This window comes from Brucella anthropi ATCC 49188 (assembly GCF_000017405.1).
In the GTDB taxonomy this organism is placed as follows: domain Bacteria; phylum Pseudomonadota; class Alphaproteobacteria; order Rhizobiales; family Rhizobiaceae; genus Brucella; species Brucella anthropi.
This window is the reverse complement of record NC_009667.1, coordinates 1,221,849-1,235,382: the sequence shown is the minus strand read 5'-3', so window position 1 is coordinate 1,235,382 and position 13,534 is coordinate 1,221,849. Positions and strand designations below refer to the sequence as shown.

The following is a 13,534-nucleotide window of genomic DNA, read 5'->3' as shown; positions in this document are numbered from 1 at the left end:
AAGCTTAAGCGATATCGAGCACAATCTTGCCAATATGCCTTCCCTCCTCCATCCGCTCATGCGCGCGCCAGGCATCTTTCAGCGAAAAGATCATGTCCATCACCGGCGCGACGCGTCGTCGCGCCAGAAGCGGCCAGACTTTTGTCTCCAGTTCCCGCGCAATGCCAGCCTTGAAGTCAACTGGTCGCGGACGCAGCGTGGAGCCGGTATGGGTCAGACGCTTGCTCATCAATATTGCGAAATTGGCCGTGGCTTTCGCACCGTTGAGAAAAGCAATCTGCACGATGCGGCCATCCTCGGCTGCAGCCTTGTAATTGCGGTCAACATAATCGCCGCCGACCATATCGAGAATCACATTGGCGCCTTTGCCCCTGGTCATTTCCTTTACGACCTCGACAAAATCCTCTTGCCCGTAATTGACGGCGCGATCTGCTCCGAGTTTCAGGCACGCTTCGCATTTTTCTTTCGAGCCCGCCGTTGCAATGACGGTCGCACCAAATGCCTTTGCAAGCTGGATAGCCGTCGTGCCGATACCGGACGAGCCGCCGTGAACCAGAAAAACCTCGCCCTTCCTCAGCCCGCCGCGCTCGAACACATTGTGCCAGACGGTGAAGAAAGTTTCAGGGATCGCTGCCGCTTCGATGTAGCCATAGCCGGCAGGCAAGGGCAGTGCGTTGGTTTCATGCGCGACGGCATATTCAGCGTAGCCGCCGCCCGCCAGCAGTGCGACCACCTGATCGCCGGTCTTGAACCGCTTAACGCCGCTGCCCATGGCAACAATGTCACCGGCAATCTCCAGTCCCGGAATATCCGATGCGCCGGGTGGCGGCGCATATTGCCCCTGTCGCTGCAGGACGTCCGGTCGGTTAACCCCGGCGGCGCGTACCCGCACCAGAATTTCACCTTCCTTGGGTTCAGGCACCGAGCGCTGAACAGGTCGAAGCATATGGGCTCCGCCCGGTTCGGAGATTTCGATAGCAGTCATCTGGGAAGGCAAGTCGGCCATCATATTCAAAACTCCATTCAGATTTCTGGCCCTAAGCATCGTCGCAGAAATGCCGCACGGCGGACGCAAGACGTCACGTTAGGGAAATCGTCATCGATTTTCTCAAATATATATGCGACGATTCAAGGTGTTAAATCTTTTCTGAGCCATCATTGACCACGGAGGACGGCTATGAGCGGTTTCGATGAGGATGTGGTAAAGCCCCGCAACAGCGTGGTGCTAAGCGAAGAGGAGCTATCGCTGCTTTCGGTCATCGAGATTGACCAGCGCATAGCCCTGCTGCAATCCGAAATAGAGCGATTGAAGACAGAACGCCTCAAGAAGGACGATAGCCGCGCTGCGGCAGAAGCATTGTTTCGATAGGAATGGGGTCGTCAACGGAAATGGATACCGGAGCAAAGCAACCGGAACCATTTCCGAGCGACGCGCTTTAGGAACAACAATCATTGATCGCAGCGATCGCTCATCAGCCTCAGCACTGACAGTTCGGCTTCAGACTTCGGGAATAGAGTTTTGCGCATTTACATTCAGGTTCTGGCCCTTCTCTGCGGAACAGCCTTCCTTCTCATAGCTTCGGGACTTCACGGTCTTCTATTGCCGCTGCGCGGCGGTGTGGAAGGTTTCTCAGTGGCATCGCTCGGCATGCTCGGCACGACCTGGGCAGGCGGCTTCGTTGCCGGCTGTCTGTTTGCACCGCGCCTTGTGCGCCGTGTCGGTCATGTGCGGGCATTCGGTTGCTTTGCCGCATCGGCTGCGGTTATCGCTCTGCTTTCCGGCATCTTCGTAGATGCCACGATTTGGGTGATCCTGCGCGCCTTCACCGGCTTTTCGATGGCTGGCGCCTTCATGGTCATTGAAAGCTGGTTGAATGAGCGTGCGACCAACGAATCGCGCGGCAAGATTTTCGGCATGTATATGATGGTCAACTACGGAGCCACCATGTCCGGCCAGATGTTGGTAGCGGCAGGCGACGTACGCTCCGATCATCTGTTCATGATAAGCGGCATATTCTTCTGCCTGGCTCTCATCCCGACCGCGATCTCCACAGCCGTCAGCCCCAAGCCACTGACGGAAGTGCAGCTTGATCTCAAGGCGCTCTACAATAACTCACCTGCAGCTTTCGTAGGTTGCATCCTGATCGGCATCGCCAATGGCGCCTGGGGTACGCTCGGAGCTGTCTTCGGTGCGAAGTCCGGCATTTCGACCACCGAAATCGCCTTGATGGTCAGTGTCACCATTGCAGCTGGTGCCTTGATGCAGATTCCGATCGGACGCATTTCCGATCTGGTCGACCGGCGTTTCGTTCTGGCAAGCGTTGCGGCGCTGGCGGCACTGGTTGGCCTCATAGCCTTCCTCGTCGCTCCATCCAGCGGCCCGGTCATCATTACGATGACCGGATGCTATGGCGCACTTGCCTATGCACTCTATCCCGTTGCCGTCGCCCACGCCAACGATCATGCGACATCGGAAAGCTTTGTGAAAGTATCGAGCGGGCTTCTGCTGCTTTACGGCTTCGGCACGATGCTCGGGCCACTGCTGGCAGCAGCGGCCATGGATATTTTCTGGCCGTCCGGCCTCTTCGCCATCACCATGCTCGCGCATATTTCCATCACCGGCTATGCGTTGTTCCGTTCACGCAAGCGTGCATCCGTCCCGAAAGAAGAGAAAGACCAGTTCAAGAGCATGCCTTCCGAACGTGGGGCAACACCGGAAGCGCTGAACCTCGATCCAAGAGCTGAGACGGAAGGGTGACGGGCGCTGAAAATGACCGTCGATAAATAGAGCCGGTTAAATAGTTGAATCAATATGTTCGGCGGCTGTGTCACAGCCGCCAATACTGAATTTTGGCATCTTCGCTTGGGAATGCAAACTGCATTCACGACAAAGAAATACCAGCTCGTCAGAGCCGTTCGGTCTCCAATGTCGATGGCTTGAGACGCCTTATCAAACCGCGATCTAAGCGCGGCTTCCCTGTTAGTGACGTGTTACCTGGGATCTCAGTTTTTCGATCTGGTCCTTGAGCATAAGCTTCTTGCGCTTGAGAGATGCAACGTGCAGGTCGTCCATTGCCGGTGACGCTATGGCTTCGGAAATTTCCTGCTCCAGAGCGCCGTGCTTTTTTTCGAGCGTGGCAAGATGGGACTCGATAGCCATCATCAGATCTCCTTTGGTTGATTTCCCTTATTTACGGAACAGCGCAGACCTCGTTTGTCCGTTTACCCGCTATCCCGTCATTCAACCTGCATGAACGCCCGGCAAACCTCCTGTATTCCGGGCCAAACACGCAGTCCCGGCTGCCTTGGATGCGGTATTGCTTGTCGCCTTCGACAGCCGCCGTCCATGACAGAACCATGACAGTTTGGCATGAGTTTGGTGCAAAGTCGATTTTGTCGTGGTAGCATTTTCCTGACGCGAAAAATGTGATAAGGGCTTCGCCGGAAACGGGCTGACGCCGCACCTTTTATGGTTTGGCGCGGCCCGTAAAACTATTCAACAGAACGGGGCACCGCATGTCCGATCAGGAACAGGCCGAAATCAGATTGGCCGTCGCACGACTGAAACAGGAACACGCGGATTTCGATGCTGCCATAAACGCCATGATAGCGGTTGGCTGCGACCAATTGCGCGTCCAGCGCATGAAGAAGAAAAAACTCGCAATCAAGGACAAGCTGCAGGAGATGGAAGATCGGGTGATCCCCGACATCATCGCCTGAATGTCCATAATGATCGATGATAGAGCCGGGGTTCGCCCGGCTTTATCATTTTAATATCACCCGAAACATGCACGAAAGAAGCGGAGCAGGAAGATCAATGAGCGTTACTGCCGATGTCGCCATCATCATGGGAAGCCAGTCCGACTGGGAAACCATGCGCCATGCAGCGGACACACTGGAAGCACTCGGCATTTCCTTCGATGCCCGGATCGTTTCCGCGCATCGCACGCCTGACCGGCTCGTTGCCTTTGCCAAAGGTGCCAAGGCGGAAGGGTTCAAGGTCGTTATCGCAGGCGCGGGCGGCGCGGCTCACCTGCCCGGCATGGCTGCAGCCATGACACCGCTGCCTGTCTTCGGCGTTCCGGTCCAGTCCAAGGCGCTTTCGGGTCAGGATTCGCTCCTCTCCATCGTGCAGATGCCAGCTGGCATTCCCGTCGGCACGCTCGCCATCGGTCGCGCCGGTGCGGTCAACGCCGCCCTTCTCGCCGCCGCCGTTCTGGCGCTTTACGATGAGGCGCTTGCAGCCCGCCTCGATGAATGGCGCACTGCGCAAACGGAAAGCGTGGCTGAGCGCCCTTCAAACGAGGCCTGATATGAACAACTCCGCACTCAATTCTGTACTCAGGCCCGGTGCAACCATCGGCATCATCGGCGGCGGTCAGCTCGGCAGAATGCTTGCCATGGCCGCAGCACATCTCGGTTTTGAAACGGTAATCCTGGAGCCACAGGCCGATTGCCCGGCAGCACAGGTTGCCAATCGCCAGATCATTGCCGCCTATGACGATCCGAAAGCGCTTGCAGAACTTGCAGCAGCGTCCAACGTCATTACCTACGAGTTCGAGAACGTGCCGGTCAGCGCTGCCGACAGGCTGGCCGAAACCGCTCTGGTCTTTCCTCCCCCGGCAGCGCTTGAAGTCTCGCAGGATCGCTTTACAGAAAAGCAGTTCCTCAACTCCAGCGACATCGAGACGGCACCCTGGCGTCTTGTGGACGATGAAGAAACCCTGATTGCAGCTCTGGGCGCACTTGGCGAGCGCGGCATCCTGAAGACGCGGCGTCTTGGTTATGACGGCAAGGGACAGGTCCGCCTGACATCACTCGACGAGTCCGAAGCTCACAAGGCGATTCTCGCGATCAATCGTGCCCCGGCCATCCTCGAAGGCTTCGTCGATTTCGAGCGCGAAGTTTCGGTGATCGCAGCACGTGACCGCTCCGGCAATGTCGCAATCTTCGATATTGCCGAAAACGTTCACAAGGACGGCATCCTTGCGACTTCGACCGTACCGGCTGCCGTTTCCGAAAACACGGCCGAAGCGGCTCGCAAGGCCGCTGCAAAGCTTCTGAACGCGCTTGATTATGTTGGCGTGCTCGGACTTGAGTTCTTCGTCCTGAAGGATGGCACGCTACTGGCAAACGAATTCGCCCCGCGTGTCCATAATTCGGGCCACTGGACGGAAGCGGCCTGCGCCATTTCGCAATTCGAACAGCATATCCGTGCCATCGCCGGTCTGCCTTTGGGTAACACCGACCGGCATTCGGATTGCGTGATGGAAAACCTGATCGGCGACGATGTCGAGAAGGTGCCAGCGATTCTCTCTGAAAAGGATGCCGTGCTGCATCTTTACGGTAAAAAGGAAGCACGTCCGGGCCGCAAAATGGGCCATGTGACGCGCATTCACCCCCGCGGGAAATAATGTTCATCGGGAATCCCGTCGATTCCCGATGAATCTTTGCCACCTGCCAAGAATTTCAGCTCCAGTGCCCTGAATCTGCGGCTCAGGAGTTGACATTTGCCTGAAACCTTGTGTATTTCGGCCAACCCTTCGGGCATCTAACAGTGCCTGTAATCAATTGGCGCCTCGAGCGCCTGTTTTTATGAAGCCCCGCGGCATCTGCACGTCAACGGGCCAACAAGACCGGTGATTGACATGAAGATCAAGAACTCGCTTAAAGCGCTCAAGGGCCGTCATCGTGACTGCCAGCTGGTCCGCCGCAAGGGCCGCGTTTACATCATCAATAAGACCGCCCCGCGCTACAAGGCTCGTCAGGGCTAATCTTATTTCTGATTTTGCATTTGACGTTTCGCTGCGCATGGTAAAATCTATGCGCATGCGGAACGTTTTTGCATGTCTGGTTTCTTTTTCTGTACTCGCGTCGCTTGGTACGACGATGCCTTTGGCTTATGCCGAAGTGGCACCCGGCAAAATACCGCTCACCGCACCTCTGACACCCGTTCAAACCGGTCCCGACAGCGAACAGAAACCTGCCCCCGAAAAGCCCGCACCAGCGGCAACCCAGACGCCTGAAGAGCGTCTCGACAAGCTCTTTGCCGATCTTCGCCGCACGACGGACGAAGCCAAGGCGCGGCGCATTGCTTCACAGATCAATACGCTGTGGTCGCAGTCAGGCAGCGCAACAGTCGATCTTCTGATGCAATGGGCCAATGCGGCGATGCTCGAGCGGCGTTATCCCTCGGCAATCGACTTCCTGAATGAAGCGATCGCGCTCGACCCGGAATATGCGGAGGCCTGGAACCGCCGCGCTACGGTCTATTTTCTGCAAAAAGACTACGCCCACGCCATGTACGATATCAATCGTACCCTGGAGCTGGAACCGCGCCATTATGGCGCCCTGACCGGCATGGCGGCCATCTTGCGCCTGCGCGGCCTCAAGGAACAGGCGCTAAAAGCCTATGAGCAGGCTCTCATCGTCTATCCGATGATGCGCGACGCACAGAAGAACTTCAACGATTTGGCCGACGAACTGACGGATACGCGGACTTAGAGCCTGTTCCAGAAGTCGCCTGTATCGCTTTTTGATTCTGGCTCTTAGAACGGCTCCTGCCTCCCCACAAAACATTCTCAAAATTCGGCAAGACCAAAACAAAAAACGCGCTCCAAAGGAGCGCGTTTCTTTAGATGCCGTCCGCCATAACTGGATGAGATTTCGGCTGTGGCGAGCCGGAATCGAAGATGGGCGCTTTAGCGACCAAACTGGTGGAGTTTGAGAACCGGAGCGGAATGTACTGTTGGGTACATGAACACCGGAAGCGCAAAACAACGCCATTTGCCGGCCGTCACGGCTGGCATATTTTCAGTTTAAATGCCTGACTTTCCGTCTGGTCCAATATAGGCGATGCGCAGCATGTTGGTCGCGCCCGGCGTGCCGAATGGGACACCTGCGGTAATGATGACGCGGTCGCCAGCTTTGCCAAATTCTTCATGGAAGACAATTTCGCAGGCATGGTTGACCATATCTTCCAAATCATGCGCATCGGCGGTCACCACGCAATGCAGGCCCCAGACGAGCGACAGCTTACGCGCAGTATCGACGACCGGCGACAGGGCGATGATCGGCGTGCGCGGACGCTCGCGAGCGGCGCGCAGACCGGTCGTGCCGGAAGCGGTGTAGGTGACGATGGCCGAAAGCTTCAACGTCTCTGCGATCTGGCGTGCAGCAAGCGAAATCGCGTCGGCACCCGTTGGTTCTGGCGCAGCACGCTGCGCATCGATGATGGTCGAATAGGTCGGTTCCTTTTCAACCTGTTCGGCAATGCGGTTCATGGTGGCAACGGCTTCGACCGGATACTGGCCCGAAGCCGATTCTGCCGAAAGCATGATCGCATCGGCGCCTTCAAACACAGCGGTTGCAACGTCGGACACTTCGGCGCGGGTCGGAACCGGAGCTGTAATCATGGATTCCAGCATCTGCGTCGCGACAACAACCGGCTTGCCCGCGCGGCGCGCCTTGCGGGTAATCTGCTTCTGAATGCCTGGAACGCTTTCAAGTGGCACTTCAACGCCAAGATCACCGCGCGCAACCATCAATGCGTCCGAAAGCTCGATGATTTCATCGAGACGCGTCACGGCTTGCGGCTTTTCGATCTTCGACATCAGGCCGACCTTGCCGCGCGAAACCTTGCGTACCTCGGCCAGATCTTCCGGACGCTGGATGAAGGAAAGCGCAACCCAGTCAATTTCTTCCTTCAGAACGGCATCGAGATCCTTACGGTCCTTTTCCGTCAGCGCACCGACGCCGAGCGTCGTGTCCGGCAAGCTGACGCCCTTGCGGTCCGAAATACGCGTTCCGGAAATCACCTTGCAGCGGATCGACTTGCCGTCGCTTGCCTCGGCAACCAGATGCAGCTTGCCGTCATCGATCAGCAGGCGATGGCCCGGTTCAACAGCTTCAAGAATTTCCGGATGCGGAAGATAGACGCGATGTTCGTCGCCAGGCGCTTCATTGTTGTCGAGGGTGAAGGTCTGGCCGGGAACGAGATCGACCTTACCGTCCTTGAACTTGCCAACGCGCAGCTTCGGGCCCTGAAGGTCGGCCAGAATGCCGATAGGACGGCCCAGTTCCTTTTCCACATTACGGATGCGCTTGACGAGGGTGCGCATCAGGTCATGGTCGGCATGACTCATATTGATGCGGAACACATCCGCGCCTGCCTCAAACAGCTTGCGGATGACGGCTTCTTCACCCGACGCCGGACCTAGCGTGGCGAGAATCTTGACCTTGCGGTTGCGCTTCATTGACTATTCGTTCCTGTAACGGTGGGGTTTGCTGTCGGCGTTTCATCGGTGAGCTGAACCATCCAGCTCGATTGTTCCCCGGTGTCGTATTCCTGGAAGCCGTTGCGCTGGAAACCGCGCGCGAAGCAATCCTGGACGCCAGTAATACGGAATTCTTTCTCGGCCACGCACATATTGACCTTGCCCTCCCAGCGTCCGCCGCCCTGAGCGTCTTCGGCATAGAGGTAATAATAGCGCGATGTCAGCGGCCCCTCGATGAGGGTTTTGCAGCTTGATCCGTCGATATGCCACCAGCCTTCGGTCACCCAGCCGGTTTTGGCTCTGTAGCCGATGGACACACCAACCAGGTTTTGGGTTGCATTGCATACGCGGAAATCCGCACGAGCCTCTATGGATGTCATGCCCAGCGCAGTCATCAGCACACCGGCAAACAAAACTAGAGATAGTGGAAGTCGCATACGCAGAACCCCTTCAGCCCGCTATCGGTTTTATCGAACAATTTATATTGCACAGGGAAATCCCATCTCGGGCAAATCCCATCTCGGGTCGCTCTCTTTTCGGCAGTTTCGCCTTTGATGTCAACGCAATCCCATTGAGAACAGGTACTCTTCATCAAAGAATGATCGTTGCAATCCGGGCTTTCTCATGACAGACCTGAAACAGCTTCCCGCACAACACAGAAATAATCCCCTTATTTAGCCTCGGATTTCGCTCCATGCCGCTTCAATCCGGATCAACCGCTTCGCCGCCATTCTCACCGGCATACAGTGTCGACGGCGATTTTAGTCTCGGCCTGCTCCTGACCGCCGATCATGCACGGCGTGATGTTCCAGCCGAATATGGCACGCTTGGTTTGCGGACAAGTGAATTCGACCGGCATATCGCTTATGACATTGGCGTCGAGAACCTGACCCGCAAACTTGCAACCCGCCTGAACGCGCCTGCCGTCCTTGGCGGCTTTTCACGCCTTTTGATCGATCCCAATCGTGGCGAAGACGACCCGACGCTTATCATGCAATTGTCCGATGGGGCGGTCATTTCCGGCAATTACCCAATGTCGACAGGTGAACGCGAGGAACGGCTTGAACGCTTCTATCGTCCCTATCACGACACGGTCGCGCGAGCGAGCGAACGCGTGGTGGCTGAAAGCGGGGCAGCGCCTTTCATCGTCTCGATCCATTCGTTCACGCCGCGCTGGAAGGAAAAGTCCCGCCCCTGGCAGATCGGCCTTCTCTGGGACAAGGACGACCGCGCCGTAAAGCCGCTTTTGTCGCTGCTGCGTGAAAACGTCGATCTGACGGTTGGCGACAACGAACCTTATGACGGTGCCCTCAAGAACGATGCCATGTATCGCCACGCGACGGCAAAGGGCTTCGCCCATGTCCTGATCGAGTTACGACAGGACCTGATTGCCGATGACAAAGGAGCAGCTGAATGGGCTGACAGGCTGACGCCAATGATCGCGCACATCAACACCTTGCCCGGCATTCATGCGGCCCAGTATTTCGGCTCACGTGCTGATCGCAGTGAGTAGCAGGCCTGTCAGGAGAGGCTTTACCCGCTATCCACAGGGCTTGACCCGCCAAATCGGGTCGTGCATCGAAAAAGGCTCTTAATTTTGCCTGCGACTCGCGGGAAAAACGGTCCAGACTTTCGATAAGCGGTTTTCACGCAATGCGTGTCCGCATCATCACAGATTTTGAATTGGAGAACTCCTCGTGAGCGACGACATTACCAGCGAAGCCCAAACCATTGCTGTCGGCCAGTTGCGTGCTTTCATCGAGCGCATCGAGCGCCTGGAAGAAGAAAAAAAGACCATCGGCGACGATTTTCAAACATTCAACTGCTTACTGACTTAGAAGTTTCCCCAAAAAACATACATTTAACGACACAATCGACCGTGTCATTCTTACCGGTAATAACAATCAGATCTTTTGGAGTGAAGCTCAATGGACGAAATCGAATCATCAGCCGTAAACGCAGCCGCAAGTGAACTTCGTTCAATTATCGAAAGAGTTGAACGCTTAGAGGAGGAAAAAGCCGCAATCGCAAATGACGTTAAAGATGTCCTAGGAGAGGCAAAGGGACGCGGTTACGACACAAAAGCGATTAAGACTATTATTCGGCTTCGGAAGAAGGATGCGAATGAACGTCTTGAAGAGGAAACCATCCTCCAGACCTACATGGCTGCATTGGGAATGGAATAGCTAAAGCGCGGCTCAAAGCTTCACATGGTTTCGCAGATGCTGCAAAAGATGCGTTTTGCGAAACCATGATTTGATTTGCATCGATCAGCGCACGTCCAATAACGAGCGTCGAAGATCAGGAAGTACCTCCTTCTCGGACGGGACGTTTAAATGAACTCCTGCTTTGTTTGACAACGCAATGATCCCCGGCGACCTGTCATACCGCAAACGCACCTTTTCAACGGAAAATGATTTTACGTCGCCTATTAGACCAAACGCTGCCAGTGCAACATCTTTTGATCCTTTAACAATGACCGTTGCTTCTGAGCCGTTGGGTAGCCCAATCCCGCCAATCTGCATAAATTCTAAGCGGCTCGCTTCTGGCGACCGAGTTTGAAATGCTCTGCCCCATTTGTACGGGTCAACATCGATATTCTTTAACGTCAAATCAAAGTTGGACGCTTCAAGCAGGCGACTAATCAGACGTTGGGCGCTTCTGTTAGGGTCGATCAGCTCCAACCCCGAGGCTCCCTCACTTATTCGAAATGCCGATCTCCGAAACTCTGTTCGGGCATACGAATATTCTTGGCCAAAAGGATCCGTGACCTTTTCCACTTGCTGGATTCGTTCAAAGTAACTTCCGCTTATGAAGTCGTCTCGGAGTTGATCAAGCACAAACCCATCATCACTGCCAGCGCGGAATGAATGAGCCATTAGTTTTTGGGCCAGAGATGAAGCAGAAATCGACCACTCCACATCATACCAACGACGACGCGTCACGATGTTCTCTCCTTGCCGATATCTCCTCTTCCTGTTTTTGCTGCGACACTCGTGCCGAATGCTCGATTAGCCTGAAAAGCTCGTGGCGACGGGTGTCGGGAACGACCTTGAAGGTCTTGGGATAACGTCCGAGCGTATTGAGTCGAGCGTACCTCACAATATACTTGAATCCAGTACCCTGTTCCTGCTGCTCAAAAGCAGCCTCGAATTGCACTAGGTCATGAGGGGGGACTTGCTGTACTGATCGCCAAGTAATTGCGGTGATGTAAAAGTTTTTTTCGCGAAGCTGCCTATACTGCTCCGATGACACCAAGTTCTCTCCGCTGAGTGCAACGCTCCTTACTATGCCGAGTAATTCATTCTCCAGATCATCCTGTGCTTCATTTTCTTCGCCGATATCATCTATTTCTTCTTGAGCAATATCGGGAGAAGAAACTTTTATGCTAGTAACTGTCTCCGTTTTATAACCCTCTATGCCCGATAAAAGATCGAGAAAAAACTTCGTTCTGAATTCCGCCGGGAAACCTGAGATTGCGATACGGTTCTGAGATAAGGAAGTCTTTTTGTTCTTCTCCAATTTATCAATAAGATTGTTGACTATGCTTTGACCTTTCTCGGTCGCTGGAAGCCGCACCGTCACCTTGCCATCTTCAATACGGAAGTCTAACGCTGCTTTCCGCTCAATTCTTTGCAGCAACCTGGTACGAGAATAATCAAACTCGTTATACTCGATGGTCGCCCCCAAGCTTTTCATATTAAATGGCGGCACTGTGATTTCTTCACTGGCACCAACTTCATCTACGTACTGATCGATGGCAGCCTTGATATCTTCCGTCGAAACATCTCCTGCAACCTCTACAAATGTCGTCTTCTCCCCTCTTCTGCCCACCTCAGCTTCATCTATAAGGCCTTCAACATCTTGCAAATCATGCGGCAAGCAAGAAAGGTAATCAACAATGGCCTCTCGCTCAGCTTTGTGGGAGATAAAGATTCTGCGGTCCCTGGCGAGGTTCAGAAGGGCTCGTTCTGTCATCCGCTGCCTAGATGACGCCAAAAGATCGTAAAGCTCTTTATCTGTAGCAAACAGCTTTAAGGAACTAACGGCCATAATCCATTCCAATCTGTTCTTGAGAAAACGAAGTCGTCAGCTGAGGAACAGCTGAAATGCGTATCTTTCTCAATCGCTTAGCGAAATCAGTATCAGAATTCTTACCAGCAATCTCATCAAGGTACTCAATGATTGCTTTTTCGAAAACTATTTTCGCGTCACCAAGGTCAAAATTAACGCGGATGTCTATGTTAAAACTTTTAACTTCAAACATTTGGAAATGACGAAGGTAATCAATTAGATATTTAAAGCCGTCAACCGTCGGCACCCGTCGGTAGAATACAACAACCCCTTTCCTGACGTCGCTATCCTCTACAAAATACTGCATAACAATCCAAGGTGAAGAAAGCATTTCAAGTGTAGCCGCTCTGGCCCGATCAGCTTGGACATTCGTTTTTCGACTAAGGTCAGGATAATAATATGCGCAACAGTCACGGGACGGTATTCTTCTCTCGTCGTCCTCATCGCCTCTCATGAGTTTGATGTCGTGAACCACACGATCAAGCCAATTTATATCATCGGGTCCAAGTAGGAATAATCGAGATTTCGGCGGTAGATTAAGCTCTGTAACATCCAAATCACCAATTAACGAACCGAATTCTTTGTGATATTCCTGATCGTGATTATATACAAATAGCAACCCAGAAATCTCCGATGTCGTACCTTTGACGAGGTACTTACCCTGCCACTCTGAACTGATTTCTGCGCATGCGACTTGCTTTGCCAAGCTTACAAGGGCATCTGAGATTTTTCCTTTAGAAAAACTGGATTTCGAGTAGCTTTTAAGATCGCATTGAATATACCGCCTGACTTTGGAATAGGGCTCATCGTAAAAAAAAACTATATCAGTTGGATGTGTTGCCACCTTATGGACATCGGGGCTCTCACATTTCCAGTTTATATTGGTCGGCCCAATTCTATCCCAGAAAAATTCGTTGAAGATTTTATCCGCCAGCTTCTCAGCCATTTGCGCGATATTGACAGTCTCAGCCATTTGCGAGTCTTGCCTTACTGATTTCAGATATGAACTCATAGGATGAAATGACAAACCCATGCATAGCAACAACAACCTGTAGCTGTTCACAGGTATTTTGAGCAATTGATATTCTGTCGGGGAATATAAAACTATACGCGTACAAGGCCGGAGCACAAAGGATGGCTGTACTTTGCGGCCGCTATTCGCTCGCCGACGGAGCAACATAAGC

16 protein-coding genes and 1 pseudogene are annotated in these 13,534 nt (G+C 53.8%); 10 read left to right on the top strand and 7 right to left on the bottom strand.

The window, feature by feature from the left end; all coding sequences use genetic code 11:
* Positions 1-4: 4 nt before the first annotated feature.
* Entirely contained in the window at positions 5-1,009 is a 1,005-nt protein-coding gene (locus tag OANT_RS06060) for an NAD(P)H-quinone oxidoreductase (protein WP_012091311.1), read from the bottom strand.
* A gap of 168 nt (positions 1,010-1,177) precedes the next feature.
* On the opposite strand from OANT_RS06060, the gene OANT_RS06055 reads away from it, so the two are divergent.
* Both OANT_RS06055 and OANT_RS06050 read left to right on the top strand, forming a co-directional pair.
* Positions 1,178-1,369, top strand: coding sequence for a DUF1192 family protein (locus OANT_RS06055; RefSeq protein ID WP_012091310.1), 192 nt, complete (start codon positions 1,178-1,180; stop codon positions 1,367-1,369).
* 150 nt (positions 1,370-1,519) lie between these two features.
* Positions 1,520-2,758 (top strand): MFS transporter, encoded by a 1,239-nt coding sequence (locus tag OANT_RS06050; protein WP_012091309.1) that lies wholly within the window; start codon positions 1,520-1,522, stop codon positions 2,756-2,758.
* 222 nt (positions 2,759-2,980) lie between these two features.
* On the opposite strand, the gene OANT_RS06045 is transcribed toward OANT_RS06050, so the two are convergent.
* Positions 2,981-3,163, bottom strand: coding sequence for a YdcH family protein (locus tag OANT_RS06045; protein WP_012091308.1), 183 nt, complete (start codon positions 3,161-3,163; stop codon positions 2,981-2,983).
* A gap of 353 nt (positions 3,164-3,516) precedes the next feature.
* Here OANT_RS06045 and OANT_RS06040 point away from each other — a divergent pair, with 353 nt between their 5' ends.
* The 5 genes from OANT_RS06040 (at position 3,517) to OANT_RS06020 (ending at position 6,504) form a co-directional block, all read left to right on the top strand.
* On the top strand, positions 3,517-3,720 hold the full coding sequence (locus OANT_RS06040) for a YdcH family protein (RefSeq protein WP_006471281.1): 204 nt from the start codon (positions 3,517-3,519) through the stop codon (positions 3,718-3,720).
* A 97-nt stretch (positions 3,721-3,817) separates the two neighbouring features.
* Complete coding sequence (gene purE, locus OANT_RS06035) at positions 3,818-4,312, top strand: 5-(carboxyamino)imidazole ribonucleotide mutase (protein WP_010661420.1); 495 nt, start codon at positions 3,818-3,820, stop codon at positions 4,310-4,312.
* A gap of 1 nt (position 4,313) precedes the next feature.
* Positions 4,314-5,414 (top strand): 5-(carboxyamino)imidazole ribonucleotide synthase, encoded by a 1,101-nt coding sequence (locus OANT_RS06030; RefSeq protein ID WP_012091307.1) that lies wholly within the window; start codon positions 4,314-4,316, stop codon positions 5,412-5,414.
* A gap of 234 nt (positions 5,415-5,648) precedes the next feature.
* A complete protein-coding gene (gene ykgO, locus OANT_RS06025) occupies positions 5,649-5,774 on the top strand; it encodes a type B 50S ribosomal protein L36 (RefSeq protein ID WP_010661422.1) in 126 nt (41 codons plus the stop codon).
* A 37-nt stretch (positions 5,775-5,811) separates the two neighbouring features.
* Positions 5,812-6,504 (top strand): tetratricopeptide repeat protein, encoded by a 693-nt coding sequence (locus OANT_RS06020; RefSeq protein WP_012091306.1) that lies wholly within the window; start codon positions 5,812-5,814, stop codon positions 6,502-6,504.
* A gap of 314 nt (positions 6,505-6,818) precedes the next feature.
* Here OANT_RS06020 and pyk read toward each other — a convergent pair whose 3' ends face one another.
* Complete coding sequence (pyk, locus tag OANT_RS06015; RefSeq protein WP_012091305.1) at positions 6,819-8,255, bottom strand: pyruvate kinase; 1,437 nt, start codon at positions 8,253-8,255, stop codon at positions 6,819-6,821.
* A complete protein-coding gene (locus OANT_RS06010; RefSeq protein WP_010661425.1) occupies positions 8,252-8,713 on the bottom strand; it encodes a DUF1036 domain-containing protein in 462 nt (153 codons plus the stop codon). The genes pyk and OANT_RS06010 overlap by 4 nt, the downstream gene beginning before the upstream one ends.
* 257 nt (positions 8,714-8,970) lie before the next feature.
* Between OANT_RS06010 and OANT_RS06005 the strand changes: the two genes are divergently transcribed.
* The 3 genes and pseudogenes from OANT_RS06005 (at position 8,971) to OANT_RS06000 (ending at position 10,462) form a co-directional block, all read left to right on the top strand.
* A complete protein-coding gene (locus OANT_RS06005) occupies positions 8,971-9,789 on the top strand; it encodes an N-formylglutamate amidohydrolase (RefSeq protein WP_012091304.1) in 819 nt (272 codons plus the stop codon).
* A gap of 184 nt (positions 9,790-9,973) precedes the next feature.
* Positions 9,974-10,090 (top strand): annotated as a pseudogene (locus tag OANT_RS25420) (GapR family DNA-binding domain-containing protein); the annotation flags it as partial.
* Between the two features lie 114 nt (positions 10,091-10,204).
* Positions 10,205-10,462, top strand: a complete 258-nt coding sequence (locus tag OANT_RS06000) for a DUF2312 domain-containing protein (RefSeq protein WP_012091302.1) — start codon at positions 10,205-10,207, stop codon at positions 10,460-10,462.
* Between the two features lie 84 nt (positions 10,463-10,546).
* Here OANT_RS06000 and OANT_RS05995 read toward each other — a convergent pair whose 3' ends face one another.
* From OANT_RS05995 to OANT_RS05985, 3 genes are read right to left on the bottom strand one after another with little or no spacing between them, the layout of a single operon-like run.
* A complete protein-coding gene (locus tag OANT_RS05995; RefSeq protein ID WP_012091301.1) occupies positions 10,547-11,221 on the bottom strand; it encodes a hypothetical protein in 675 nt (224 codons plus the stop codon).
* Positions 11,199-12,329: a hypothetical protein gene (locus OANT_RS05990; protein WP_012091300.1), complete on the bottom strand. Its 1,131-nt coding sequence runs from the start codon at positions 12,327-12,329 to the stop codon at positions 11,199-11,201. The genes OANT_RS05995 and OANT_RS05990 overlap by 23 nt, the downstream gene beginning before the upstream one ends.
* Positions 12,319-13,323: a PD-(D/E)XK nuclease domain-containing protein gene (locus tag OANT_RS05985; RefSeq protein ID WP_040129093.1), complete on the bottom strand. Its 1,005-nt coding sequence runs from the start codon at positions 13,321-13,323 to the stop codon at positions 12,319-12,321. Before OANT_RS05985 ends, OANT_RS05990 begins: the two co-directional genes overlap by 11 nt.
* Positions 13,324-13,534: the final 211 nt, after the last annotated feature.

What these genes read in the sequence shown, in the direction of transcription:
- OANT_RS06060 (WP_012091311.1), bottom strand. Translation starts at nt 1,009, where the DNA reads ATGATGGCCGACTTGCCTTCCCAGATGACTGCTATCGAAATCTCCGAA.
- OANT_RS06020 (WP_012091306.1), top strand. Translation starts at nt 5,812, where the DNA reads ATGGTAAAATCTATGCGCATGCGGAACGTTTTTGCATGTCTGGTTTCT.
- pyk (WP_012091305.1), bottom strand. Translation starts at nt 8,255, where the DNA reads ATGAAGCGCAACCGCAAGGTCAAGATTCTCGCCACGCTAGGTCCGGCG.
- OANT_RS06030 (WP_012091307.1), top strand. Translation starts at nt 4,314, where the DNA reads ATGAACAACTCCGCACTCAATTCTGTACTCAGGCCCGGTGCAACCATC.
- OANT_RS06045 (WP_012091308.1), bottom strand. Translation starts at nt 3,163, where the DNA reads ATGATGGCTATCGAGTCCCATCTTGCCACGCTCGAAAAAAAGCACGGC.
- ykgO (WP_010661422.1), top strand. Translation starts at nt 5,649, where the DNA reads ATGAAGATCAAGAACTCGCTTAAAGCGCTCAAGGGCCGTCATCGTGAC.
- purE (WP_010661420.1), top strand. Translation starts at nt 3,818, where the DNA reads ATGAGCGTTACTGCCGATGTCGCCATCATCATGGGAAGCCAGTCCGAC.
- OANT_RS05990 (WP_012091300.1), bottom strand. Translation starts at nt 12,329, where the DNA reads ATGGCCGTTAGTTCCTTAAAGCTGTTTGCTACAGATAAAGAGCTTTAC.
- OANT_RS06040 (WP_006471281.1), top strand. Translation starts at nt 3,517, where the DNA reads ATGTCCGATCAGGAACAGGCCGAAATCAGATTGGCCGTCGCACGACTG.
- OANT_RS06000 (WP_012091302.1), top strand. Translation starts at nt 10,205, where the DNA reads ATGGACGAAATCGAATCATCAGCCGTAAACGCAGCCGCAAGTGAACTT.
- OANT_RS06055 (WP_012091310.1), top strand. Translation starts at nt 1,178, where the DNA reads ATGAGCGGTTTCGATGAGGATGTGGTAAAGCCCCGCAACAGCGTGGTG.
- OANT_RS06010 (WP_010661425.1), bottom strand. Translation starts at nt 8,713, where the DNA reads ATGCGACTTCCACTATCTCTAGTTTTGTTTGCCGGTGTGCTGATGACT.
- OANT_RS06005 (WP_012091304.1), top strand. Translation starts at nt 8,971, where the DNA reads ATGCCGCTTCAATCCGGATCAACCGCTTCGCCGCCATTCTCACCGGCA.
- OANT_RS05985 (WP_040129093.1), bottom strand. Translation starts at nt 13,323, where the DNA reads ATGGCTGAGACTGTCAATATCGCGCAAATGGCTGAGAAGCTGGCGGAT.